Origin of the sequence: Aeromonas veronii (genome assembly GCF_040215105.1) — a bacterium.
In the GTDB taxonomy this organism is placed as follows: Bacteria; Pseudomonadota; Gammaproteobacteria; order Enterobacterales; family Aeromonadaceae; genus Aeromonas; species Aeromonas veronii_G.
This window is the reverse complement of the sequence record NZ_CP157875.1, coordinates 2991006-3014307: the sequence shown is the minus strand read 5'-3', so window position 1 is coordinate 3014307 and position 23302 is coordinate 2991006. Positions and strand designations below refer to the sequence as shown.

The 23302-nt window shown below is 61.3% G+C and carries 22 protein-coding genes; 17 read left to right on the top strand and 5 right to left on the bottom strand.

Annotation, left to right across the window (positions count from 1 at the left end):
* The first annotated feature begins 5 nt into the window (after nt 1-5).
* The 7 genes from ABNP46_RS13855 to ABNP46_RS13825 all read left to right on the top strand — a co-directional run bounded on the left by ABNP46_RS13855 (nt 6) and on the right by ABNP46_RS13825 (nt 9702).
* On the top strand, nt 6-317 hold the full coding sequence (locus ABNP46_RS13855) for a sugar nucleotide-binding protein (protein WP_349918533.1): 312 nt from the start codon (nt 6-8) through the stop codon (nt 315-317).
* Between the two features lie 199 nt (nt 318-516).
* The gene (gene rfbC / locus ABNP46_RS13850; RefSeq protein WP_349918531.1) at nt 517-1047 is read left to right on the top strand and encodes a dTDP-4-dehydrorhamnose 3,5-epimerase; all 531 of its coding nucleotides are present in this window, start codon (nt 517-519) and stop codon (nt 1045-1047) included.
* Nucleotides 1048-1069: 22 nt separating this feature from the next.
* On the top strand, nt 1070-2212 hold the full coding sequence (locus ABNP46_RS13845; RefSeq protein ID WP_349918530.1) for an LPS O-antigen chain length determinant protein WzzB: 1143 nt from the start codon (nt 1070-1072) through the stop codon (nt 2210-2212).
* 96 nt (nt 2213-2308) lie between these two features.
* Nucleotides 2309-4015: a PglL family O-oligosaccharyltransferase gene (locus ABNP46_RS13840; RefSeq protein ID WP_349918528.1), complete on the top strand. Its 1707-nt coding sequence runs from the start codon at nt 2309-2311 to the stop codon at nt 4013-4015.
* A gap of 140 nt (nt 4016-4155) precedes the next feature.
* Nucleotides 4156-4605 (top strand): hypothetical protein, encoded by a 450-nt coding sequence (locus ABNP46_RS13835; protein ID WP_349918526.1) that lies wholly within the window; start codon nt 4156-4158, stop codon nt 4603-4605.
* Nucleotides 4606-4831: 226 nt separating this feature from the next.
* Nucleotides 4832-5485 (top strand): YceH family protein, encoded by a 654-nt coding sequence (locus ABNP46_RS13830; RefSeq protein ID WP_349918525.1) that lies wholly within the window; start codon nt 4832-4834, stop codon nt 5483-5485.
* Nucleotides 5486-5751: 266 nt separating this feature from the next.
* On the top strand, nt 5752-9702 hold the full coding sequence (locus ABNP46_RS13825) for a DEAD/DEAH box helicase (protein ID WP_349918523.1): 3951 nt from the start codon (nt 5752-5754) through the stop codon (nt 9700-9702).
* Between the two features lie 68 nt (nt 9703-9770).
* Here the strand turns inward: ABNP46_RS13825 and ABNP46_RS13820 are convergent, their stop codons facing one another.
* The gene (locus ABNP46_RS13820) at nt 9771-10664 is read right to left on the bottom strand and encodes a DNA replication terminus site-binding protein (RefSeq protein ID WP_349918522.1); all 894 of its coding nucleotides are present in this window, start codon (nt 10662-10664) and stop codon (nt 9771-9773) included.
* A 517-nt stretch (nt 10665-11181) separates the two neighbouring features.
* Here ABNP46_RS13820 and ABNP46_RS13815 point away from each other — a divergent pair.
* The 7 genes from ABNP46_RS13815 (at nt 11182) to ABNP46_RS13785 (ending at nt 17119) form a co-directional block, all read left to right on the top strand.
* Nucleotides 11182-11391, top strand: coding sequence for a DUF1127 domain-containing protein (locus tag ABNP46_RS13815; protein ID WP_349918520.1), 210 nt, complete (start codon nt 11182-11184; stop codon nt 11389-11391).
* 272 nt (nt 11392-11663) lie between these two features.
* Nucleotides 11664-12689 carry a succinylglutamate desuccinylase gene (astE, locus tag ABNP46_RS13810; protein ID WP_349918519.1) on the top strand — a complete coding sequence of 342 codons (1026 nt, stop codon included), beginning with the start codon at nt 11664-11666 and terminating at the stop codon, nt 12687-12689.
* Between the two features lie 271 nt (nt 12690-12960).
* Complete coding sequence (gene pdhA, locus ABNP46_RS13805; RefSeq protein ID WP_349918517.1) at nt 12961-14058, top strand: pyruvate dehydrogenase (acetyl-transferring) E1 component subunit alpha; 1098 nt, start codon at nt 12961-12963, stop codon at nt 14056-14058.
* Between the two features lie 68 nt (nt 14059-14126).
* On the top strand, nt 14127-15113 hold the full coding sequence (locus ABNP46_RS13800) for an alpha-ketoacid dehydrogenase subunit beta (RefSeq protein WP_349918515.1): 987 nt from the start codon (nt 14127-14129) through the stop codon (nt 15111-15113).
* A gap of 94 nt (nt 15114-15207) precedes the next feature.
* The gene (locus tag ABNP46_RS13795) at nt 15208-16308 is read left to right on the top strand and encodes a dihydrolipoamide acetyltransferase family protein (protein ID WP_349918514.1); all 1101 of its coding nucleotides are present in this window, start codon (nt 15208-15210) and stop codon (nt 16306-16308) included.
* A 205-nt stretch (nt 16309-16513) separates the two neighbouring features.
* Nucleotides 16514-16723: a cold-shock protein gene (locus ABNP46_RS13790; protein ID WP_005331438.1), complete on the top strand. Its 210-nt coding sequence runs from the start codon at nt 16514-16516 to the stop codon at nt 16721-16723.
* A 96-nt stretch (nt 16724-16819) separates the two neighbouring features.
* A complete protein-coding gene (locus tag ABNP46_RS13785; RefSeq protein ID WP_349918512.1) occupies nt 16820-17119 on the top strand; it encodes a hypothetical protein in 300 nt (99 codons plus the stop codon).
* On the opposite strand, the gene ABNP46_RS13780 is transcribed toward ABNP46_RS13785, so the two are convergent.
* Nucleotides 17106-17354, bottom strand: a complete 249-nt coding sequence (locus tag ABNP46_RS13780; RefSeq protein ID WP_349918511.1) for a TIGR02647 family protein — start codon at nt 17352-17354, stop codon at nt 17106-17108. The genes ABNP46_RS13785 and ABNP46_RS13780 overlap by 14 nt on opposite strands.
* 243 nt (nt 17355-17597) lie before the next feature.
* On the opposite strand from ABNP46_RS13780, the gene ABNP46_RS13775 reads away from it, so the two are divergent.
* Together ABNP46_RS13775 and ABNP46_RS13770 are read left to right on the top strand one after the other, a co-directional pair.
* Nucleotides 17598-18149, top strand: coding sequence for a hypothetical protein (locus ABNP46_RS13775; RefSeq protein WP_349918509.1), 552 nt, complete (start codon nt 17598-17600; stop codon nt 18147-18149).
* A gap of 88 nt (nt 18150-18237) precedes the next feature.
* Complete coding sequence (locus ABNP46_RS13770; protein WP_349918508.1) at nt 18238-18630, top strand: DUF2750 domain-containing protein; 393 nt, start codon at nt 18238-18240, stop codon at nt 18628-18630.
* A gap of 95 nt (nt 18631-18725) precedes the next feature.
* Here ABNP46_RS13770 and ABNP46_RS13765 read toward each other — a convergent pair whose 3' ends face one another.
* Nucleotides 18726-20576, bottom strand: coding sequence for an extracellular solute-binding protein (locus ABNP46_RS13765; protein WP_349918506.1), 1851 nt, complete (start codon nt 20574-20576; stop codon nt 18726-18728).
* Between the two features lie 109 nt (nt 20577-20685).
* Nucleotides 20686-21579 (bottom strand): EamA family transporter, encoded by an 894-nt coding sequence (locus tag ABNP46_RS13760; RefSeq protein WP_349918505.1) that lies wholly within the window; start codon nt 21577-21579, stop codon nt 20686-20688.
* 240 nt (nt 21580-21819) lie between these two features.
* Here ABNP46_RS13760 and ABNP46_RS13755 point away from each other — a divergent pair, with 240 nt between their 5' ends.
* Nucleotides 21820-22008: a hypothetical protein gene (locus ABNP46_RS13755; RefSeq protein ID WP_349918504.1), complete on the top strand. Its 189-nt coding sequence runs from the start codon at nt 21820-21822 to the stop codon at nt 22006-22008.
* On the opposite strand, the gene ABNP46_RS13750 is transcribed toward ABNP46_RS13755, so the two are convergent.
* Nucleotides 22005-23198: an HD-GYP domain-containing protein gene (locus tag ABNP46_RS13750; RefSeq protein ID WP_349918503.1), complete on the bottom strand. Its 1194-nt coding sequence runs from the start codon at nt 23196-23198 to the stop codon at nt 22005-22007. The two genes, ABNP46_RS13755 and ABNP46_RS13750, sit on opposite strands and share 4 nt — an antisense overlap.
* Nucleotides 23199-23302 lie beyond the last annotated feature (104 nt).

Below are 23302 nucleotides of genomic sequence, written 5' to 3'. Positions count from 1 at the left end.
TCCCGATGCGGATCTTGTTGCTGGGGGCTCGTGGCCAGTTGGGACGAGCCCTTTTTTCTGCCCTGTGCCGGGATTATCCCCATTGGCGGGTGATGGCCCTTGGCAGGGAGGTGTGTGATATCACTGACCCCGATGCGCTGATCAGCGCCCTGAACCGCCATCAGCCTGATGTCATCCTCAACGGTGCGGCCTATACGGCAGTCGATCTCGCACAGAGCCAGCCCGAGCTGGCAGAGCGCATCAATCATCAGGCAGTCGCACTGCTTGCTCGGGAAGCCGGTGCCAGGGTACCTCAAGATGTTTTACAACCCGGTTAGGCGCCATGGTTCCAATGATGGGCTGTCACCGGTAGAGTTTGAAAAGCAGTTCAATGTTCAGCAACAGAGTGCCTAGAAAACCCGGGGCGATTCAGAGGACTGGTGCAACCGACCTTGGGTTTTGCAAACTTTGATTGGGATTGATTCGAAATGATATTGAGTGATATATCTTTACATTCATACCTCAATGATAACCTCTATGCATCTGACCTCCTTGAATATCCCTGATGTACTTCTTGTCCACCACCAACGTTATGAGGATGAGCGGGGCAGCTTCATGGAGTTGTTTCGTCATGAAGCCTTTAGGCAACGATGTGGTGATTTTATCTTCGTTCAGGACAATTTGAGTCGCTCTCGGCAGGGAACCTTGCGTGGCCTGCACTATCAGCAGGAGAAGCCTCAAGGGAAGCTGGTGCAGATTATCACAGGCACCATCTTTGATGTGGCGGTGGATCTGCGAGAGGGCAGCTTGACTCGTGGGCAATGGGTTGGACAACTACTCTGTGATGAAGAAAGCTCTGCTTTGTGGATCCCCCTCGGCTTTGCTCATGGTTTCTATGTGCTAAGTGAGTGGGCCCATGTGCTCTATAAGTGTACTGATTATTATGACTCTCGGTTGGAGAGAACCTTGAACTGGTCAGATCCCACTCTGGCGATCACTTGGCCCCTGTTGGAAAATGCATCATTGTATTTATCGGACAAAGATCGTAATGCCCCTTTCTGGCAATAAATAATAATTTTTAGGGCCCAGTATGAACAAGCAAGTATGTGACAATGTAAACAACGTATTACCTAAAGGCTGGCAAGCTTCCTCAGATGATGAAATCGATTTGCGTGAATTGATCCTAGTTTTGTGGCGTCAGAAGGTTCTAATTCTGCTGATTGCTGCCACATTCACCATAGCAGGTGTTGCTTATGCGCTCTTGGCTCCCCAGGTTTGGGTCAGCCAAGCCGAGATCATGCAACCCAACCTTAAAGAGGTTGAATCGCTTGAGCTTAATATCAACCAGTTGCTCAATGCTCAAGTGCCAGCGACAGCCTTCACCGCCTTCGACAAGAAAGCGATTTATAATGATTTTGTCAATAATTTCAATGGCTTCAATAATAAGCGTCAGTTTTTGATCGAGGAGGGATATCTTGATACCGAAGCTAAAAAGTCTGAAGTAACAGATGAAAAAGGTAAGCGGCTGTTATTGAAAGGCATGGTTGAAGGGATCAGTGCAAAAGCGCCTGATAAATTGAGTGAAAATGTCACTCTATCCTTTGCTGCAGACACTGCAGTTGAAGCCAAGCAGCGTTTGGAGCGGTATATAGCTTTCATCCAGCAACAGGAGTCTATGGCCAAAGGTAAGGCGCTGACAACGATCTGGCAAAACAGGATCAAAACGTTGCAGACTCAGTATGAGAGCTCCCAGTTGGATACCATCAAGCAACTGCAGGATGACATCATACGTACCGAATATGGGCTTCGTATTACTCAGGCAGCAGGAATTGATACCCCAGTTCAAAATTTGCAAGATAAGGGAAGCCTGCCTATCGATCTGGGTGCGCGCGCCCTGGCAGAGAAGCTCAAGATCCTCAAGGAAATCAAAAACCCCGAGTTCCTCAACCCGGTGTTGAGTGACCTGCGTTTGCAATTGAGCAGTTTGCAGGCCATCAAGCTCGAAGAGCTGCCATTCCAATCATTCTCCTATCTGGCTTCGCCGAGTGAGCCTCTTTCCCGCGACAAGCCCAAGCGCCCGCTGATCGTTGTGTTGGCTACCTTGCTCGGTGGCATGTTGGGGGTGGGGATTGTGCTGGTTCGCCATGCGTTTCGCAGACCAGAACAAGTCAGACCAGAACAAGTCAGACCAGAACAAGTCAGACCAGAACAAGTCAGACCAGAACAGGTATAATGTTTATCCATGAGCGAGAGGGGGCAATAGCCCCCTTTTTTGTTTTCTGGGGTGCACGCGAGTGGCGAGGAGTATGGGATTGAGGAACCTGGGAAGATGACAACGACGGCAAAGTCTTTTGGCGTAGTGAGCGGACTCTACTGGCTGCTCGGCATGCATTTCTTTATGCACAATCCGGGGGGCTCCGGGCTCTATCTGCCGTTCAATGCCTGGGGCTGGATCTTTGCGAGCCTGGTCATTGGGCTCGGCCTCTGGCAGGTGACCTTGCGCCAGCAGTTGGTCGTCTCTTCGCTGCAGATTGGACTCTGGCTGGGGGGCATGCTGCTGCTGCTGCCCATGGCCTATCCGGGTTTTGAGCAAAAAGACTACGCCATTCCCCGTTTGCTCGGGCTCTTTGCCGGCCTGCTGTTTCTGAGTTGTCTCTACCAGTGGAAATGGGAGAAATCGGCGCGGGATAAACTGCTTTATCTGTTGTTGGTGGCGGTGGCCATTGAAGGTGTTGTCGGTCTGGTGCAGTTCTATCTGCTGACACCGGGCAACTGGTTAGGATACGACACACGTGCCAACCGACCCTACGGCATCTTCCAGCAACCCAATGTGATGGCGAGCTTCATGGCGACCGGTCTGTCGCTGGCAGTTTGGCTCGAGATGAAGGGGAGTACTCACCCCTGGCTCAGGGGGCTGCGTTATGGGGTGATCCTCGCGGCGTCAGTGCTGCTGGTCGTGCTGCAATCCCGGGTCGGCCAATTGGGGGGCTTGCTGGCCTTGTTGTTGCTGGTGCCGCAACTGCGACGTCAACGGCAGCTGGGGCGCATCCTCACCCTGATCGGACTGGGTATTGCCCTGGGGTTTCTCTCCCAATACGCCATGGCGGGGGCCAAGCGGGGGCTGGATATCTACCAATCCGGCGGCATGCGCTCCATCTACTGGCCCTATGCCGCCAAGTTGATTGCAGAGTCCCCCTGGACGGGTTGGGGCTACGGCAGCTTCGAGCCGGTGTTCCTCGAGCATTACATGGCTGACAAGGCCCTCAACCCAGCCATGGTGCAGATTGAGTACAACCTCGACCACCCCCACAACGAATTTCTCTACTGGGCAGTGGAGGGGGGGATTGCCCCCATGCTTGGCATGCTGCTGATGGGGGGGACCTTGCTGTGGCGGCTGAGTCGGGCGGGCTGGGTCAGAGGCGCTGCGCTGCTGGCTCTGGTGACCCCCATCTTGCTGCACAGCCAGACCGAATACCCCTTCTATCATGCCATCGCCCTCTGGTGGGCCCTGTTGCTGCTCATCTATGTGGTGGATGCGGAAGTGGAGGAGGGGGGGGCGGCCAGCTGGCGGGAATATGTTTATCGCCCCTGGCTGCTGCTGCGCTTCATGGCCATTGCCATTCCCCTGGTGGTGGTGCCCTTCATGCTGACCGCCATTCACACCGCCTGGGTGGTGACCAAGTATGAGCGCGGCGGTTACAAGGAACCGACCCTGCTGCTGGACGTGGTCAATCCCATGGCCTGGCTGACCCGAGTGGAGTTCGACGTCAACGCGGTGCGGCTGATGGTGGGCCTGCAGACACACAACAAGGTGGAGCTGGAGGCCTATCTCGAGTGGGGGCATGCCTTCGTGCGCCACACCCCGCGGGCCAATATCTACGCCAACATGGTGATCGCCCTCAATGCGCTGGGGCGTACGGAAGACGCCAACCAGCTGCGGACCCGGGCTCTGCTGCTCTATCCGGGTGAGCCCTTGCTCACCGGCAAGGAGGCTGCCTCGGTGGCGGCGACCCTGGAGCGCAAGCCCTCCTCCTGACGACGTTCAGGTTCTCGTCACTATCTGGGGGGCGGGCAAGCCTGCAGTCAGCTTGGTTCCGGTAGTCTGATGATTCGATGGCAGGGCCCTCCTGCCACCGGCCCGGCATCCCCGCCGGGCCCCTCATTGGAGCCTACATCGTGAAGAAAGTGGAATTCATCGCCGCCAGTCTGCTCATCCTCAGCTCATCCGCCATGGCCGGTACCAGCGCCCAGGTCGAATATGGCACGGTGCAGGAGAGTCATCTCATCACTCAGACCACCCAGCCTGCCCATCAGGGGGCCAGACCCCTTCGCACCATAGGCGCGGCGGCGCTCGGTGCGGCTGTTGGCAACCAGTTCGGCGGCGGCTCGGGTCAGACCATCATGACTGCCACGGGGGCGATTGCCGGCGCTGAGGTGTCTCGTCGTCGCCAGAGTGCGCAGAATGCACCCCAGACGGCGCAATCGGTGGAGCTGCAGATCAAGACCGACGGCGGCAAGGTGCTGAGCGTAGTGCAGGCGAGCGATCCCAAGCTCAGCTTTGCCAAGGGGGACAGGGTGAGGATCCTGACCTCGGGTTCAGACACCCGGGTCGACAAGTCGCTCTGAATAACGCTGCATCGACTGGGCCCTGACTCGGTGACCGCCTGGCCAGAGCAGGGTGAGGGTCTCCCTGAACTACCCTGGTCGGGGGTTGAATGACGCCGTTTGTGGTCCATTCCTGCACGATGTTTCACCAACTGTTTTCCCCGGTCGCAAAATTGTGGTTCAGGGCTGGACGAGGTGCGCGCCTTGGTTAAGATAAGTCTCTTAACGTGTGGCAAGGGAGGTTGAAATGGAGTTAGTACTAGGCCCGCTGGAGGCCCGGGTGATCGGCTGTCTGATAGAGAAAGAGATCTGCACGCCGGATCAGTATCCCCTCTCCCTCAATGCACTGGTCAACGCCTGCAACCAGAAGAGCAATCGTGAGCCCGTGCTGGATCTCGCCGAGCTGGATATTCGCGCCGTGATCGACGAGCTGATCCGTCGCCGTCTGGTGGTCAATACCGCCGGCTTCAACGCACGGGTACCGCGCTATCAGCATCGCTTCTGCAACACCGAGTTTGGTGAGCTCAAGTTCACGGCCCAGGAGCTCGGCATCCTCTGCGAGCTGTTGCTGCGGGGCCCGCAGACGCCGGGCGAACTGCGCTCGCGCACCAACCGCCTGTGCAGTTTCGACGATGTGACCGAAGTCGATGCTGTGCTGGCTGGCCTCGCCGAGCGGGGCCCCTATGTGGTCAAGCTGCCCCGGGAGCCGGGCAAGCGGGAGTCCCGTTACGCCCACCTGTTCAGCGGCGAGATCGATCTGCAGGCACTGGCACAGGCGGCTCCCGCCAGCACTTACGCCTCTCCCGCCACCGATCGCCTGAGCCAGCTCGAGGAGGAGGTCGAGAGCCTCAAAGAGCGTCTGACGGCCCTGGAGTCCAGGCTGGCGCAGCTGGAGGGATGAAGCCCGCGATGGTTCACAAGAAGGCGCTTCGGCGCCTTTTTGCTTGCACCGGGTTGCCCGTTGGCGAGATTAATTCATCGTCGCCAACGTCCGCCATCTGGCTCCCTTCATGCTAATTTTTCCCCTCTTTTTGTCGATCCCTGTCCTATTCTCCCCACCGTTTTTTATGAAGCTGGCCGCTTTTTTTGTACTAATTCGCGCTTAAGGGTCGAGCCGCCGCCCCTTTCTCGGTAAAATTCCGCCTTTGCACCAGCCCACGAGTCCTGATGTCAGCCTTCACCCTCTCTTCGGATTGCTATGCCCTGCTCAGCGAGCTGCAACTGCAGCGCGCCGCCAGCCCCCGCTATCGGCTCGACGCCTTGCAAGATGCAAGGCCTGGCCCCCAGTCCCCCGGACTGCTGGCCGAGCGGTTGGTACAGCTGCAGGAGCAGGGCTTGGTGCGTCTGCGAGGAGAGCAGCAGTGGAGCCTGACGGCGGAGGGAACGCTGGCCCTGATCCTGGGAGTGCGTGGCGGCCATTGTCCCATGCCGGAGTGGTCACGGGTGCCCTCCGTCACCGGGCAGGAGATGGCGCAAGCCCTGGTGCGCGAACTCTGTCTGGGGGAGGCGGGCCAGATCCCCGCCTATTACCAGAGTGCCGAGCTGCTGAGTCTGCTGGACCTGCCCGATGCCCATCGCCTGTTGCCCGGGGCGAGCCCCGCCTGGCAGCAGCTCCTGCTGGAACACTTCGCCCTGCAAACCCTGCTGGATGCCGAGCCCGCGTCAGGCTGGCCGCTGGCAGAGATTGCCGCGGCCTGCGCCGCCCCCCTGTCCGGGCGGGTACAGATGCTGGCTGCCGAGTGGCAGTGGCTCTGCGGCTCGCCAGAGGGGGAGGCCAGGGGCGGGGTGACCACTCACTGGCCAGCACTGCAGCAGTTGGCGGAGCACACCGATGAGCACCCCCTGGGGGAGCGCCTGCTCGGAGCCCTGGCGCAATGGAAGGCCGAACGACAGGGTGAGGGGGATCTCAGCACCTGGCCCCCCATGTTCAGCACCCTGCTCTGGCTGGGCTGGTTGCAGCAGGCCGATCCCGTGCTGGCCAGCGAGCAGCGCAAGCAGTGGCAGCGCAGCCTGGGTCAGGGGGGGGCACGCACTGGCTTCCCGCTGCTCGGAGATCTGCTGGGGCAGTGGGCCGGTGATCGCCACGGTCAGGCAGTCGGTCTGTTCGATACCCTGCAACTGCCCCTTGAGGAGCTGCACTGGGGCTATCTCTGGCTCGATCTCTGCGCCCTCGCGCGCCATGGGGAGCAGAGCCCCCAGGTGGCCATTTTGCACAAGTGGGATCTCTCCCACCTGCTGGAGGCCGAGCCCCATCACCGGCTGATGGCGTTTTGCCAGGATCTGCTGCGCAGCTTGCTGGGGCAGGGGGCGCAGCGCCTCCCCCTCAATCAGTTGCAGGTCGCTGCGGTGGGGCAGGGCAGTGAAGATCCGGAGGATGACAAGGCTCCCGCCTCCGCCAGCTGGCTGAACTGGCTGCAGGGGTTGGGGCGCTCCAGTGGCGTGCGCAAGGCGCAGGAGCGGCTGGTTTGGCTGCTTCACGCCGAGGGGCCCGAACTGGAGTGCAAGATCCAGAAGCAGAGCACCAAGGGGGAGTGGACCGCCGGTCGACGGGTGGATCCCGCCCTTCTCTCCACCCAGTATGCGGCCCTGCTGGACGAGGCCGACTGGGCGCTGGTGCGCACCCTGCCGCGCTCAATGAGCAAGTTGCCGCGAGAGGCCTGGGCGCCCCTTGCCGACCATCCCCGCCTGTTCAACGCCAAGGGCCAGAAGCTGCAACTGGCCATCAGCGCCCCCTTGCTGCAGATCGTGCCGGATGACGGGCAGAGCGATCCGGAAGCTTTGGCGCAGACGGCCCAGCCTTCGACTCCAGAGTCCCGGATGCCGGGCATGCGGGCGTTGCTAAACCCCCGGGCCGCGGCCCGGGGGGCGCATATCGTGCCGCTGGCGCAGGATTTATGGCAGCTTATTCTGACGCCGCAAGCATTGGTAGACAGATTGCCTACCTTGACCACCATTCCCCCCCTGCCCGAGGCGGGGTTGGCCGAGTTGCAACGCACCCTGGACGCCATCCCGGATCTCCCCTGGCACAGCCAGGTGGCGGGCCTGCAGGGCAATGCCGAGATCGCCCCCTGGCCGGGTGTGGCCTCGGTACAGCTGGATTGGCAGGATGGCCAGCTGGTGGTCCAGCTGGTGACCCGGGAGGGGGACTTGCCCCCTCTGCCCCTTGGCAAGGGGGAGGCCATCGTCCGGCAGGGGATGAAGGCGTATCACTACTGGCAACGGGATCTGGGGGCGGAGAAGGAGGCGGCCCAGCGGCTGCGCAGCCAACTGCCCATCGGGTTGCCGGGCAACGAGTGGAAGCTGGAGGGTGAGCAGGCACTGACCCTGGTCAACGCCCTGCCGGAGCTGGTGGACGCCGGCGTGGCCATTCACTGGCACCAGGACAGCGCCCGCCTCAAGAGTCTGGACGAGGCGGCCTTGAGCCTTCGCATCGAGCGGCGCCAGGACTGGTTCCAGGTGGAAGGGGCCCTGGCGCTGGACGAACACCAGATCCTCGACTTGCGCCTCATCCTGCGTCAGCTCACCCCGGGCCAGCGCACCGTCCAGCTCGATGACAAGACCAGCCTGATGCTGACCGACAAGCTGGTGGATCGCCTGACCATGCTGGGGGCCATGCTCGACACCGAACAGCGCATCAACAACAAGCTGGCCTATCCTCTGGCCCGCCTGTTGTCCGCGGTGACCACGGCGGGGGACGAGGCCTGGCAGTCCCTCCAGCAGGAGTGGCAGCAGGAGGTGGCGTGTCCGCCCGAGTTGCTGACGGCGCTGCGGGATTACCAGAAGGAGGGGGTACGCTGGATGGCGACCCTGGCCCACCACGGCTTCGGCGCCTGCCTCGCGGACGACATGGGCCTTGGCAAGACCCTGCAGGCGCTTATCCTGCTGCGCATGCGCCAGCATCTGGGACCGGCTCTGGTGGTGGTGCCCAAGTCAGTGGTCACCAACTGGCAGGAGGAGGTGGCCCGCTTCGCCCCCGAGCTGGAGGTGGTCATCTTCGAGAACCCGGCCGAGCGGGAGGCACTGATCCAGGAGGCCAGGCCGGGTCAGATCGTGCTGGTCAACTACGGCATGCTCGGCAGCCTCGCCCAGGCTCTCAAGTCCCGTCACTGGTCGAGCATGGTGCTGGATGAGGCGCAGCAGATCAAGAATGCCGGCACCCAGCGTGCCAAGCTGCTGTTCCAGCTCGACGGCGATTTTCGTCTGGCGCTCTCCGGCACCCCCATCGAGAACCACCTCGGTGAGCTGTGGAGTCTGTTTGCCTTCATCAACCCGGGGCTGCTCGGCAGCCTCAGCGAGTTCAAGCGTCGCTTTGGCAAGGCGGTCAAGGATCCCCGCCATATGTCGTTGCTGCGGGCGGTGATCAGCCCCTTCATCCTGCGCCGCCTCAAGCAGCAGGTGCTGACCGAGTTGCCGGACAAGACGGAGATCATCCATCACATCAGCCTCTCCCCGGAGGAGCGCCAACTCTACGAGGCGACGAGACGGGAGGTGGTGCAGCAGGTGCAAAGTGCCGATGGCCGCGCCCTGATGCACGTGCTGAGCGGCCTGACCCGGCTGCGCCGACTCTGCTGCTCCCCCCAGCTGGTGATGCCGGAGTGGTCACAGACCAGCAGCAAGCTGGACGAGGCCATGGGGCTCCTGGAGGAGGCCATCGACGGGGGCCACCGGGTGCTGGTGTTCAGCCAGTTCGTGGATCTGCTGAGCCTGTTGCGGGCACGCATCGAGCAGCGCCAGTGGGACTACTGCTATCTGGATGGTGGCTGCTCCGCCAAATCCCGTCAGGAGTCCATCCTGCGTTTTCGTCACGAACCGGTGCCCCTGTTCCTCATCAGCCTCAAGGCGGGGGGCACGGGGCTTAACCTGACCCAGGCCGATACCGTGCTGCACCTGGATCCCTGGTGGAATCCGGCGGTGGAAGATCAGGCGAGCGATCGGGCACACCGCATGGGGCAGACCCAGCCGGTGACCGTCTATCGCCTGGTGTGCGAGCAGACGGTAGAGGAGAAGATTGTGGCCCTGCACGATGAGAAACGGGCGCTGGCGGATGGCCTCTTGAGTGGTCAGTCCGAGGTGAAGGGGCTGGATGTGGAGAGCCTGCGCGCCCTGCTGATGAGCTGATTGCCCGGGCGGGCGAAAGTGACGAGGGGAGCATCCGGTGATGCTCCCCTCGTCGTTTGGGCTCCTGCCTACCCCTGATAGCGGTAGAGGTGCAGCCGCTCTATGATGGCCTCGCCGCCTATCTTGCGATCCCGCCTGGCCTGACGCAACTTGGGGGGATAGTGGCCGAGGTGAGTGACGCTGGGGGGCGTGTCCGAGCAGAGCAAGAGCGGCAGGCTCGCCTTGAGCTGCTGCTTGCGCGGCTCCCTGTCCTGCCACAGCAGGTTGATCATGGGGTGGGTCTTGACCGGCCGCCGGATCCGCAGCGCTACGTCCGCCGGCAGGCGGCGAATGTCATACACCTCCTGATCCACCATCTTGCTCCACTCCTCGTTGTCCGACAGGGCCGGCACATAGCGGCGGCTGCGCTCCAGCATCTCCAGCACCTGCTCCCGGGTCAGGCGGCTGATGCTCTGTTTGTCCGCCCAGGTGAAGCCGAGGGAATGCAGCTCCCCCTGGAGCAGGGTCAGCTTGCGATAGACCTGCAGGGTGATGACCCCGGGCAGCGCCTGATGCACCAGCTCGAACTTCTCATCCCGTCCCCCCGCCTGTTGCACCAGTGCCTTGAAGGCGAGCTTGTGGCCGTTGATCGCCTCAATCAGGGGGCCGAGCTCCCCGGCGCAGGCGGCGGGAAAGCGCAGCCAGCCCGGCAGGCGCAGGGTCGCCTTGGTGGAGCAACCGGGGCGGGCACAGTGATCCTGATAGGCGGCCTGGGTGACGGCCAGTGCCTCCTCACCCGTTAGATAGCCCACCTCTATGGTGTCGATGGGATCGTGCTCCTCCCCCAGGGGCACGGCGGGGAGGGGATAGACATGGGCCTCCAGCAGGGGTAACTGGCCGAGCCGATTGGCGAGGTGCGCCAGGGCGGCTTCCAGGGTCTCCATCTGCTGGCGCAAGGCGGCGGTCGGGGTAAAGGCGTCCATCGACATATCCTGTGGTGAGCGCCTGCCGGCTGAGTGACGGGCGGCGGCGCTGGGCCAAACTACTGTATAAATAACCATATCAGCATGAAGGCGGGGCGCCAAGTCCCCATCGCAATCTGCCAGCAGGGGCGGGAGGGGCAGTGCCATTTGAGCGTTGGTTGTTTGTATCTGACTGTTAAATAAGGATCAATGAAAGATCACATGATTAACAATTGGCTGTGAACCCGCGGTTATCGGCATGCTTGCCGGTGAGATGCCATGCATAGCTACTGCGAGAAACTGCATAGTTAGAGGCGGAAGAGGCAGGAGAAAATGCTGTGGGGGCGCCCATTGGCGTATGAAAATATCATTTCCATTTAAAATCAACTGGTTACACGTGACTCTCCTGTGATGTTGATCATTAGTTTTCCTAATCTCTTGTATCAAAATTCGTCAATTGAGACGCCTCTGCTCCCTGACTAAGCTCTGCGCAACAAATTTGAACCCAGTGTCGCACTTTATTCAGAGGAGCCATCCCATGGCCAACATGACTTATACCGAAGCCGGTTACCAGCATTCCAGCCAGACCAATCTGGTGGCTCGCGTGAAAACGACCGTCCTGACCTGGCTTGAGCGCAGCCGCAGCCGCCGTCAGCTCTCCGAGTTGCCCGCCTACCTGCTCAAAGACATCGGCCTGAACGAAGCCGACCGTTATCAAGAGACCACCAAGCCGTTCTGGCGTGGCTGAATGACCGGGCATGGATGCCTCGTTTCTCTGCTGATTGTCATCCGCCATCTCGCCTCTGAGAGCGGCATGACCTGATCCCCTGTTCTCCCCGTCCTCCCGCAGTGTCCCGTTTTTCTCCCTCTGTGCCTCATCGCTCTCCCCCGTTAGCCACTGTTGCATTTGTATCCTTACTGTTTGAATTTGTTTAAAAATTGGTTCTAAGGCTCCGGCTCTTGCGTATAATCCGCCTTGTCTGACATCGACAAGTGTGAACCGACAAGAGGGTGAGATGGATGATTCCCCAGCATGACTTTTTGGCCCTGACCCGCCGCCACGAGTGGCAGCTCGACCCCTTCGCCTATACGCTGCCAAACGGCGACAAGGTGAGCGTGTGGGACACGGGAGTGCTCTGCCTGGAGCCCGCCATCGGCGCGGGTGATGAGCCGGGTGGACGCAAGGACATCGTCCTCTCCTGCGGCATCCACGGTAACGAGACCGCCCCCATCGAGATCTGCAACCAGCTGCTGTCGCGCTTGCTGAGTGGGGAGTTGCAAACCCGTCACCGGGTGCTCTTCCTGTTTGGCAACCCGGCCGCCATGAATCTGGGACTGCGGGAGGTGGAGGAGAACATGAACCGCCTCTTCTCCGGCGCCCACAGCAAGGGGGAGGGGCTCTGCAACCGGGAGCGGATCCGCGCCATGCGCCTCGAGCAGTATGTGAGCCGCTTCTTCGAAGACCCGGCCCGGCCGCGCTATCACTACGATCTGCACACCGCCATTCGCGGTTCGCGCCACGAGAAGTTTGCGGTCTATCCCTTCCCTCACGAGCGGCCCCACTGCAAGGAGCAGGTGCAGTTCCTCGGTGCCTGCGGGGTGCGCACCATACTGCTCTCCGGCGGGCCGACCACCACCTTCAGCTATTACAGCTCCCATCGCCACGGCGCCCACGCCTTCACGGTGGAGCTCGGCAAGGTGCGCCCCTTTGGCGAGAACGACATGACCCGCTTCATCGAAGCCCGTCAGGCGCTGCAGGAGCTGGTGACCCGGGACGAGATGGTGCTGGAGCCCTGGCGCGCCGATGACTTCACCCTGTTCGCCATCGATCGGGTGATTAACAAGCGCTCCGAGCAGTTCCGCTTCCTGTTTGCCAGCGACGTGGACAATTTCACCGAGTTTCCCCAGGGATTTGTGCTGGCGGAGGACGGTGATCAGCAGTACAGGGTAGAGAAACCGCGGGAGGCGGTGGTTTTTCCCAACGTCAACGTGGCCATCGGCCAGCGCACCATGCTGCTGGTGGTGCCGACCCGGTTGTGGGAGTGATCTGAGCCCGTTGCTGCCCACCGAAGTGGCGTCCCAGGCGGCTGCGGGGGCAACACATCCGATGGGCGTGATCCCAAATTCACCCTGACAGGGAGCCCGAACGGGCTCCCTTCTTCCTTTCTGCTCGCCGAAAATCTCTTCTTCTTTCTGAAATTAAAGAAGTTTCTACTGGTCTAACCTGACGAAATCCCATTGCCACAAAGTTAACATGTTGTTTACATTTTGAGGGTCACCTCATGGTGGTGACGCTGACAACGGCAAGGAGCCAGTTATGACCCATGTCGACATCCCCTTCCTTCGTTACCTCGATGAGGAGGGGCGCCCGGTCGCGACACTGCCGACCTGGCTGGACAAGGCGACACTGCACACCTTCTACCGCAACATGGTGATGGTGCGCAGCTATGACAAGAAAGCGATCGCGCTGCAACGAACCGGCAAACTCGGCACCTTTCCCTCCCACCTGGGGGCGGAAGCGGTGGGGATCGGGGTCGGGCTCGCCATGCAGCCAGAGGATGTCTACGTACCCTATTACCGGGACATGCCGACCCTCTATGTGAGAGGCGTGCCCATGGAGCAAAACCTGCAATATTGGGGCGGGGATGAGCGGGGTAGTGTTTTCTATAAGCCTGATGGCGAATTATCGGAAGATTTGCCTATCTGTGTGCCCATCGCCACCCAGATCACCCACGCCGCCGGCATCGCCGCGGCCTTCAAACTGCGCAATCAGCCCAGGGTCGCCGTGGTCACCATCGGCGATGGGGGCACCTCCAAGGGGGACTTCCTCGAGGGGCTCAACTGCGCCGGTGTCTGGCACCTGCCCATGGTGATGATCATCAACAACAACCAGTGGGCCATCTCGGTGCCCCGCAAGCTGCAGACCAGCGCCCCGACCCTGGCCCAGAAGGGCATAGGGGCCGGGGTGCGCAGCCTGCAGGTTGATGGCAACGACGTGGTGGCCGTCTATGAGGCAACCCGCGCCGCCATGGAGCGGGCCCGCAGCGGCAAGGGGCCGACCCTGATCGAGGCGGTCAGCTACCGGCTCGGGGATCACACCACCGCCGACGACGCCACCCGCTATCGGGAATCCGCCGAGGTGGAAGCCGCCTGGGCCAAGGAGCCGGTCAAGCGGCTGCGCCAGTTCATGGCGGAGCAGGGCTGGTGGGATGAGGAGCAGGAGCAGGCTTTGCTGGCGGATGCCGCCCGCGAGGTCGAACGCGCCGTCGCCGCCTACGAGGGCATGGCGCCCCAGGCGCCGGAAACCCTGCTCGATTACCAGTTTGCCGAGCTGCCGCGGGACTATCGCAGCCAGCGTCAGCGCATCATCGCCAAGGGGATGCAGTTGCAGGGCGGGGAGACACATCATGAGTGAAATGACGCTGCTCGAAGCAGTCCGCCTGACATTGCATCACGAGATGACTCTGGGCTTGGGGAGGCTGCATGAGTGAAATAACGTTGCTCGAAGCCATCAATCTGGCGCTGCATCACGAGATGGAGCGCGACCCGGATGTGGTGGTGCTCGGTGAGGATGTGGGGGTCAACGGCGGGGTGTTCCGTGCCACCGTGGGCCTTAGGGACAAGTTCGGTTTCAAGCGGGTGATCGATACCCCGCTTGCCGAAGGATTGATCGCCGGGGTGGCGGTCGGCATGGCCACCCAGGGGCTCAAACCCGTGGCGGAATTCCAGTTCCAGGGCTTCATCTTCCCCGGTATGGAACAGATCATCTGTCAGGCGGCGCGCATGCGCAATCGCACCCGTGGGCGGCTCTCCTGCCCCTTGGTCTACCGCTCTCCCTATGGCGCCGGCATCCACTCGCCGGAACACCACAGCGAGAGCGTGGAGGCGCTGTTCGCCCATATTCCCGGTCTGCGGGTGGTGATCCCGTCGAGCCCCAAGCGGGCATATGGTCTGCTGCTCTCCGCCATCCGCGACCCGGATCCCGTGATGTTCTTCGAGCCGGATCGCATCTACCGCTCCATGAAGTCCGACGTGGTGGATGATGGTGTCGGCCTGCCACTGGATGTCTGCTTTACCCTGAGACCGGGGCGGGATCTCACCATCGTCGCCTGGGGCGCCTGCATTCAGGAGGTGATGCGAGCCGCCGCCCAACTGGCAGAGCGGGATATCCAGTGTGAGGTGCTGGACTTGGCCACCATCAAGCCGCTCGATATGGAGAGCATCCTCAGCTCGGTGCGCAAGACCGGCCGCCTGCTGGTGGTGCACGAGGCCTGCGGCAGCTTCGGGGTAGGCGCCGAGATAGTGGCGCGGGTCACCGAGGAGGCGCTGACCTCCCTCAAGGCACCGCCCAAGCGTCTCACCGGGGTGGATGCCGCCGTGCCCTACTATCGCAACGAGGAGTATTACCTCATCACCGAGCAGGACATCGCGCATGCGGCTCATCAGCTGATGGAGAAAAACTGGCTATGACCTTGTTCATGACATGGGGTGTGAGCCTCAACACAAGCGACAGGCATGGAATTTTTCAACGTGCGGTGATTTCCCAGCGGATGGAGAACGGGTCATGAAATTTTTCAAATTACCGGATCTGGGCGAAGGATTGGCCGAGGCCGAGATAGTGGAGTGGAAGGTGAGCGCCGGCGATACGGTGCAGGTGGATCAGGTGCTGCTGTCGGTAGAAACCGCCAAGGCGCTGGTGGACGTGCCCTCGCCGGTGGCCGGGGTCATCGCCCGGCTCTGTGGTCAAGAGGGAGATATCCTCCATATCGGCGCCCCCCTGGTGGAATTCGAAGGGGGTGAGGATGACGGTACCGTCGTGGGCAAGGTCAGTGCCCATCAGCAGCATATCGAGGATCACTTCGTGGTCGGCGCCATGGCTCCCGGTGGCAGCCTGGTGCAGGCCATGCCCGCAGTGCGGTTGCTGGCGCAAAAACTCGGTCTCGACATCGACAAAATACAGGGCAGCGGCAGTGCCGGCATGGTGACCGAGCAGGACGTGCAATCGGCGTTCGAGGTGATGCAGGGCAGTGGCAACGAGTTCCTCAAGGGATCGCGCCGGGCCATGGCCAAGGCGATGGAGCTCTCCCACAAGACGGTGGTGCCGGTGAGCCTCACCGACGAGGTGGATCTGCGTCACTGGCGTGCCGATGAAGATGTGACTGTGCGCCTCATCAAGGCCATCGGGGTGGCGTGCCGCGCCGAACCCTCCATGAACGCCTGGTTCGATGGGGATACCCTGTCGAGACGCCTGTTCAACGAGGTCAACGTGGCCATCGCGGTGGACTCCAGACACGGCCTCTATGTGCCCGTGATGGAAAACGTGGCCGAGCGGGAGCGGGCGGACATCCGTCAGGGGCTGGATCGGATGATCGCCGACGTGAAGGCCCGCGCCGTGCCGCGGGAGATGCTGCAGGGGGCGACCATCACCCTCACCAACTTCGGCGCCATCGCGGGTCGTTATGCCAGCCCCATCGTGACGCCCCCCCAGGTGGCCATCATCGGGGCGGGCAAGTTGTTCGAGAAGGTGGTGTTCATCAACGGGGAGGCGAGACCGGTACGGGCGCTGCCCTTGTCGATGACTTTTGACCATCGCGCCAGCACCGGCGGTGAGGCTGCACGCTTCCTCAAAGCCCTGGTTCAGGCACTGGAATCTGTTGATGTGTAAGCCTTTGTACCCTGCCGTTGGCAGGGTACAAATTTGTTTGCGTAATCGACAAAGGGACGTATAATCTCAGGCAGCTTGAAAAGGCGATTGTTATGTCAATGAATACGATGTTTTGCATCTTTTCCTGTTGTTCATAAGTAAATCCCGTTTTTGAGCTTTACCCGCTGAAAAGCATAAGTAATTATTTTGAATACAGGTTAAAGATATGTCCAACATGATCACCGGTACCGTTAAGTTTTTCAACGAAACCAAAGGTTTTGGCTTCATCCAGCAAGAAAACGGCCCGGACGTTTTCGTTCACTTCAGCGCCATCAGCGGTAACGGCTTCCGTACCCTGGCTGAAGGTCAGCGCGTACAGTTCTCTGTGACTCAAGGTCAGAAAGGCCCGCAGGCTGAGAACGTAACTGCTCTGTAATTCTTACAGAATTTAAGAAAGCCGCGCTGCCTCTGGTAGCGCGGCTTTTTGTTTATGGCATATTCTTGAATCCATGTCTGAACCGTGCCAATCATCATGATCCCATCCCTGCTGCTGAGTGCCACCCTGCTTGTTGCGACACCCGCGCCCAACCCTGTGGCGAATGAGGCTGCTTCCGTGTGTCAGCAGTTTGTGCAGGTACGCCTGGGGAAGACGGCCCAGCCCGAGGAGGTCAAAGTGCAGCCCGTGGCCAAACGGGTGGGGGAGTGGCTGGTGGACGGCAAAGTAAAAGGACCCGAAGGTCCTTTGCTGTTTGCCTGTCTGCTGAAGCACCAGGGGAGTTGGGAGTTGCTCAACTTCTCGCTCTGGGCCCCGCAGGAGCTCAATTCGGCTTGAGTGCTACCAGCAGATGCTGGAGATGCTCGAGCATGGTCATGCCGAAGGGGGTCAGGTAACCGCCATCGACGGCACTGATCAGGCCCTGACTGTGCAGGCGCTCCGCCGCCAGGCTCAGCGCCGGGGAGAGATCGCTGCGCAGCTTGATCCCTTGGCTCATGTTGGCCGGATCAAAGCATGCCAGTATTTTCAGCTCATTCACAAAATCCTCGGAAACCTGTTCGATCCCACTCATGGATGCACTCCTTAACGCTAAAGATGTATGCAAACTAGCATTCCCGGTTTCACTTTAGTGGGCGCTGGCTCAAAGTATTGGGCTTTATGCGGGGTGGCGCGGTGCAAGCGCTGTTTTTTTGGCCTGAAAACCACCTGCTGGATGCCGGGCTGCGGCCGTCAAATGCCTCGATAAACATGGTAGACTGTCACTCTTTAGTCTCTTAGGCTCGGATGATCCGGCCTGTTGCCCAAGGCGCCTCTCATGATCACTGTCACTCTGGTTTCTCTGCTGCACAGACTCGGCCCCCGTTTCCCCCACTACTCACCGGCTTTGCTGCTGCCGCTGGTCGAGGCTCATCGGGGGGATCTCTGGCTGCCTGCCATCAAGGGGGCAGAGGTGATGGCGCTGGTGCAGCAAGGCGAGGGTGCCCAGCAGCTGGTCTCTCTCGCCTCGGGTTGGTGTGACTTTGGGAGCGGCAATGGCGGAGATACCCCAGAGCTGGATGCGCTGGCGAGCTATGACGAGGAGATGCTGGACAACCTGCTGATGTACTGGAGCCATCCGGCCAAGATTAACAGCCCGATCACCGATAACCTGTTCGAGCTGCGCCGCGAAGTGGTGGACGAGGCCCATGGTGCCAAGTTGGCCATCGCCTGGGAGCAGCAGCAGCAGGCTCGCCTCGAGCAACTCATGCAAGGGGCCAGGGCCGGGCGGGATCAGCTCTGCTTCGTGGAGGTGGAGTCCGCCTACTGGCTGCGCCAGCGTCTGAGTGAGCTCCCCGAGATCACCCTCGTCACCCCGGCCCTGGGGTGAGGCTTTGTGGCGACGCTGCATGACCGGCTGGACAAGCCGACGGCAAGATGTGAACATGTCGCCCTTTATTGAATGAGAGACTTGACCGATGAGCTATGAACTTAGCGACACCGAGCGCAATGCCGCGCTGCAACTGAACGCCGATTACCGCTTCGATCACTTCATCAGCAAGCTGGTCGAGCACGAAGAGCTGTTTGTCCTGACCGACGAGCACGGCGTCATGATGTTGACCACCGATGATGAAGACTGCATCCCGGTCTGGCCGCATCCTGAATACGCCAAGGCCTGGGCCGAGGGGGAGTGGGCCGAGTGCAAGCCGCAGTCCATCACCCTCAAGGTGTGGCTGGAGCGCTGGATCGACGGCATGGCGGAAGATGAGCTGTGCGTCGCCGTGTTCCCGACCCCGGAGCAGGAAGGCATCGTACTGGAGCCGGCCGACGTGGCTGACGCCATCGCCGAGAAACAGGCCAAGCGCGGCTAAGCGCTTCGCCTCTGCCAAGACCCCGCCTGAGTGCGGGGTCTTTGTTTATGGCGAGGAGGGTTGGGCTATCTCGGCACCACCGTCATCAGATGCGCTCACGGTTGCTGATAACGGGTATCCACCACTGTCACGGGGGGGAAGCGCTGACCGCTCTTGATGGCTGCCCGAGTCTCTTGCTTGATCTTGTCGTCTATCCAGAACAGGCCGCCATAGCTGTAACCCGAGCTGGCGCCATCCAGCGGCCAGTAGAGCAGATCGCTCTGGGGGGTGGCCGGTATCTTGGGCAGCTTCACCCAGCGCCAGGCGCCGGCCCGGGTGTAGGGCACCTGATAGGCGGGGACGAAGCTGGCGAGCTCGAACAGTCGCTGCTGGATCTGGCGTGACAGCTCGGCCTTTCTCGTGAAGTCGAACGCCTTGTCGTACTGCTCCACCAGGGCGGAGATGGCATCGTCGTCGATGTTCATGATGTTGTTGGTCTGGGGCTTGTTGGCGTTCACCTTGTGGAAGAACTCCCAGTAGGCGGGGTAGCGACTACCGGCCCAGGCCATCCAGGCGCTCTGGTGTTTCTTCTCCAGCATGGACTTGAAGCCGGCGGAGGCATCCATCAGGTTCAGCTCCAGATTGAGCCCTGCCTTCTTCGCCTCCTCCCGCAGCAGGGTCAGCCGCTGGGCATGTTCCGCCGTGGTGTAGGTGATGGTGAGGGAGAGGGGCTGCCCCTTGTCGTTTTGCAGCACGCCGTCCGGCCCGGCCTTGCTGAAGCCGGCCTTGGCGAAATACTCACGGGCGAGCTTGGGATCGAAGGGGCGCGCCTTGATCTCGGTGTTGGTGAAGGCCCCCTGGCCGGAGCCATAGGTATTGAGGCGCTGATAATCCCCCCGCAGCAGGGTCGCTATCATCTTGTCGATGGCCAGCGCATGCTGGATGCCGATCCGCACGTCGGGGTTGCGCAGCAAGGGGTCGGCGGTGTTGAGGTAGAGTCCCATGGGGGACTGGGGCGTCTGGGTGTAGAACCAGAGTTTGTCGATATAGCCCTTCTCGAACTCCGCCGTCTTGCTCTTGTCGTGCCACCAATTCGGCATGACGAGCCCGAAGCTGTCCAGATCCCCACGCAGGAAGTGCTGCCAGGCGATGTTCTGATCCCGCAGCACCTTGACCTCGATCCTGTCCGGGTTGAAGCGGTGCTGGAAGTAGCGCTCGTCGTTGCCCCACCAATCCTTGACTCTCTCGAACGTCACGGATTTGCCCTTCTTGACCTCGCCGATCCGGTAGGCGCCGGTGACCGGCAGCAGCTTCCAGTTGTACTCCTTGACCCAGTTGGCGGTGAGCTTGATGGCGTGGCTCGGCTCGGGGGAGAAGGGGAGGGAGTCCAGCAGATCTTCCCGGCTCTTCTCGGTGCCGCTGGTGATGGAGAAGGTGTGGTCGTCAAATTTGGTCACATCCACTATCTGGGTCGAGTAGTAGTTGTTGTACCAGGGATCGTTGATCTCCTTGCTGCGCATCATCTTCAGGGTAAACAGCCAGTCGTCCGTGGTGACCGGCTCGCCGTCCGACCAGCGGGCCTTGGGGTTGATGCGAAAATAGAGGGTTTTGTGATCGGCCCCGAACGCCCACTGGTTCGCCAGCATGGGCATGGGCTTGCCGGTGATGGGGTGGGTGGCGAGCAGGGGCAGGGTGCCCTCCCGGATGTAGGCCGCGAAGCCGCCGTTGGAGTCCGGCCCGTATTTGCGCAGGGTGAGGGGGAAGCTCAGCATGAAGTCGTGAAAGGTGCCCCCGCGCTGGGCGGCGGGATCGGCATAGACCGGGTCTGTGTCGTTGCTCTCCCACACGAGATCTGTCGGCAGGGCTGCACTCCAGACGAATGTGCTAAAAAATAGCGGCGCAGCAAAGGCAGTGATCAGTCGAATGCGTGAGGGGAGTGAAATGGTCGGTGACGAAGGGTGCAGCATGTCCTTGCTCTCCTGATGATGGGCGTCCTGCCGGCAGCAAACGATAACAGGCCCCTCGGGGCCTGCTTCAATATGGAAAGTTTTCCCGTGCGGGTCAATGGGTTATCGCTCAGCGTTCGGATTGTGCCTTGAACAGCCGCAGGCGCCCTCCCAGCAGGTGTACCACGAAGCCGAGCAGCACCAGAGCCGACCCCAGCCACTGCAGCGTGTTGGGGTGTTCATCCAGCAAGAGGGCGGCGGTCACCATGCCGACACAGGGTACCAGCAGGGAGAGGGGCGCCACCTGGGCGACCGGGTAGCGCATCAGCAGCCGTCCCCAGAGGCCGTAGCCGAGCCAGGTGGCGACAAACGACAGATAGATGACGCACAAGAGCCCCTGCCAGCTGAAGTGCAGCAGACTGTCCGCGATGCGTTCCGGTCCCTCGAACAGCCAGGAGAGGGCGAGGAAGGGCAGGATGGGCACCAGGCCGCCCCAGGCGATGAGGCTCGGCAGCGTGGTCTGGTAGCGCAGGCCTATCTGGCGATTGATGACGTTGCCAAGGCCCCAGCAGGCGGCGGCGCACAGGGTGAGCGCGAAGCCGAGCAGGGTGAGATTGCCTTCACCGTTGGCGGCGATGAGGTAGAGGCCGCCCCCGGCCAGGGGCAAGGCCACCCAATGGTGGGCCTGCCAGCGTTCCCCCAGCCAGAGCATGGCGAACAGCAGGGTGAACAGCACCTGGGATTGCAGCACCAGGGAGGCCATGCCCGCAGGCATGCCGAACTTCATGGCGCTGAACAGGAAGGCGAACTGCCCCAGGCTGATGGCACCGCCGTAGGCGAGCAACCAGCGCCAGGGCATGGCGGGTCTGGGCACCAGCAAGATGGCGGGGAAGACCACGCCGATGAAGCGCAGGGCACCCAGCAGCAGGGGCGGTATTCCCTCCAGCCCCCACTTGATCACCACGAAGTTGAGGCCCCAGCAGAGAATGACCAGGGCGGCCAGACACTTGTCCTTGGCTTGCATATACATCCTTGTTTGGCATGACTGAGAAGAGAAGGCGCCGGGTGAACCGGCGCACGGGCAGAAGCTCGAGCATAACCGCTAAGGGGTGATCCGCGTCAACCCGTGAGATGAAAGGGACGGCAATCTCTTGCCAACGGATGAGGGGGAGGCTCTGGGCGGCGTCACTCGGCCAAGACTTGGGGCGGGACTAGACTCTGGAGGAGGGCCCGGCATCCCGGGCCCCTTGGCTGGAGATACCCCATGAGCGATCACTCCCTGCTGCCCCATGGTGAAGACTTGCGCCGCGCGATACGCTGGCTGGGTGAACATCATCAGCACGATCTGCGGGCCATCGAGGAGGTGAGCCTGCGTTTTGATCTCTCCCCCCTGGATGAGGAGTTTCTTATCCGCCATTGCCGCGAACAGGCCAAAGCGGCGCCGGAGTGCTAGATGAAGCGGGCGAGGTGGATGTCAAACTCCTTGGGATCCACCGTGCACTCAATGCTCTCCTGGCTCCCGCTTCTGGCCAGATCCAGCCACTGCACCTCGAGGTAGTGGCGCTGGGTGGCGTGATAGATCACCTTGACCACGGGTTTGAGCGGCTCCTGGGCATTGCGCTGCATGACGATGGCGAGCCGCTGGTTGGAGAGGCGCACCAGGGTGCCGACCGGATAGACTCCCATGCACTTGATGAATCGATTGACCAGCTCCCGATCGAAGTGGTGATCCGCTCCCTTGAGCAGGATCCGGAACGCCTGGGTGGGGGACATGCCCTGCTTGTAGACCCTGTCGGCGGTCACCGCATCATAGACATCGACGATGCCGCTCATGCGGGTGTAGAGGGAGAGCTGGCTGCCCTTCAGGTGGCGTGGGTAGCCGCTGCCGTCGAGCCGCTCGTGGTGATTGGCGGCCACCTCCAGCATGGTGGGGGTGATGCCGGCGGTGGCGATTAGGATGTCGTGGCTGTGCACCACGTGCTGGCGCATGATGACAAACTCCTCCTCGGTCAGCTTGCCCGGTTTGTTGAGCAGCGCGTCCGGGGTCATGATCTTGCCCACGTCATGGAGCAGGCCCCCCAGGGTCAGCTCCTTGAGCACGCTGCGATCCAGCTCGAGATGGCGGCCGAAGTTGGCGAGCAAGATGGCCACGTTCATGGAGTGCTCCATCAGATAGGCATCCTTGGCCCGGATCCGGGCGAGGCAGAGCATGGCATCCCCGTGGCTGAACATGGTGTCCACCATCTCTTCGGCGACGGCGGCCAGCGGGGTGATGTCGATGGGCTCTCCCGCCTTGAGCTGGCGAATAAACTTGCCTTGCAGCTCGCGAGCCTCCTGATAGAGGCGGCGGATCTTGAGCGTACGCCCCTCACCGTTGGCAGAGTTGCCCGGAGGCTGGGGGGCGACGGCAGGAATGGGCTCGGGGGCGAGGAGGGTGTCGATGCCAGCCAGCTTGCTGCGGGCGAGATCCACCCGTACCGTGGTGACGCCGCGCTGAACGAGGGAGGCAATCTGCTTGCGATCGGTGACCAGTCCCATCTGGGCTATTTCCATGGTACCGGTCTGGCTGGTGATGGCGATGACATACATGCCGGGTTGCAACTGGCTGACGGGGATGACGGGATGAGGCGTGTGCGACTTCATACGACTTCCTGCGATTCTTATTATGCGTAACGTGGGCCCTCTGCGGGCAGTCTAACACCGGCCATCGATGGCGTCATGATCGCCGAGTGGCCTTGCGTCACACC

What these genes read in the sequence shown, in the direction of transcription:
- ABNP46_RS13795 (WP_349918514.1), top strand. Translation starts at nt 15,208, where the DNA reads ATGAAATTTTTCAAATTACCGGATCTGGGCGAAGGATTGGCCGAGGCC.
- ABNP46_RS13770 (WP_349918508.1), top strand. Translation starts at nt 18,238, where the DNA reads ATGAGCTATGAACTTAGCGACACCGAGCGCAATGCCGCGCTGCAACTG.
- rfbC (WP_349918531.1), top strand. Translation starts at nt 517, where the DNA reads ATGCATCTGACCTCCTTGAATATCCCTGATGTACTTCTTGTCCACCAC.
- ABNP46_RS13800 (WP_349918515.1), top strand. Translation starts at nt 14,127, where the DNA reads ATGAGTGAAATAACGTTGCTCGAAGCCATCAATCTGGCGCTGCATCAC.
- ABNP46_RS13855 (WP_349918533.1), top strand. Translation starts at nt 6, where the DNA reads ATGCGGATCTTGTTGCTGGGGGCTCGTGGCCAGTTGGGACGAGCCCTT.
- ABNP46_RS13825 (WP_349918523.1), top strand. Translation starts at nt 5,752, where the DNA reads ATGTCAGCCTTCACCCTCTCTTCGGATTGCTATGCCCTGCTCAGCGAG.
- ABNP46_RS13785 (WP_349918512.1), top strand. Translation starts at nt 16,820, where the DNA reads ATGATCCCATCCCTGCTGCTGAGTGCCACCCTGCTTGTTGCGACACCC.
- ABNP46_RS13815 (WP_349918520.1), top strand. Translation starts at nt 11,182, where the DNA reads ATGGCCAACATGACTTATACCGAAGCCGGTTACCAGCATTCCAGCCAG.
- ABNP46_RS13830 (WP_349918525.1), top strand. Translation starts at nt 4,832, where the DNA reads ATGGAGTTAGTACTAGGCCCGCTGGAGGCCCGGGTGATCGGCTGTCTG.
- ABNP46_RS13760 (WP_349918505.1), bottom strand. Translation starts at nt 21,579, where the DNA reads ATGCAAGCCAAGGACAAGTGTCTGGCCGCCCTGGTCATTCTCTGCTGG.
- ABNP46_RS13790 (WP_005331438.1), top strand. Translation starts at nt 16,514, where the DNA reads ATGTCCAACATGATCACCGGTACCGTTAAGTTTTTCAACGAAACCAAA.
- astE (WP_349918519.1), top strand. Translation starts at nt 11,664, where the DNA reads ATGATTCCCCAGCATGACTTTTTGGCCCTGACCCGCCGCCACGAGTGG.
- ABNP46_RS13820 (WP_349918522.1), bottom strand. Translation starts at nt 10,664, where the DNA reads ATGGACGCCTTTACCCCGACCGCCGCCTTGCGCCAGCAGATGGAGACC.
- ABNP46_RS13750 (WP_349918503.1), bottom strand. Translation starts at nt 23,198, where the DNA reads ATGAAGTCGCACACGCCTCATCCCGTCATCCCCGTCAGCCAGTTGCAA.
- ABNP46_RS13755 (WP_349918504.1), top strand. Translation starts at nt 21,820, where the DNA reads ATGAGCGATCACTCCCTGCTGCCCCATGGTGAAGACTTGCGCCGCGCG.
- ABNP46_RS13765 (WP_349918506.1), bottom strand. Translation starts at nt 20,576, where the DNA reads ATGCTGCACCCTTCGTCACCGACCATTTCACTCCCCTCACGCATTCGA.
- ABNP46_RS13780 (WP_349918511.1), bottom strand. Translation starts at nt 17,354, where the DNA reads ATGAGTGGGATCGAACAGGTTTCCGAGGATTTTGTGAATGAGCTGAAA.
- ABNP46_RS13775 (WP_349918509.1), top strand. Translation starts at nt 17,598, where the DNA reads ATGATCACTGTCACTCTGGTTTCTCTGCTGCACAGACTCGGCCCCCGT.
- ABNP46_RS13845 (WP_349918530.1), top strand. Translation starts at nt 1,070, where the DNA reads ATGAACAAGCAAGTATGTGACAATGTAAACAACGTATTACCTAAAGGC.
- pdhA (WP_349918517.1), top strand. Translation starts at nt 12,961, where the DNA reads ATGACCCATGTCGACATCCCCTTCCTTCGTTACCTCGATGAGGAGGGG.
- ABNP46_RS13840 (WP_349918528.1), top strand. Translation starts at nt 2,309, where the DNA reads ATGACAACGACGGCAAAGTCTTTTGGCGTAGTGAGCGGACTCTACTGG.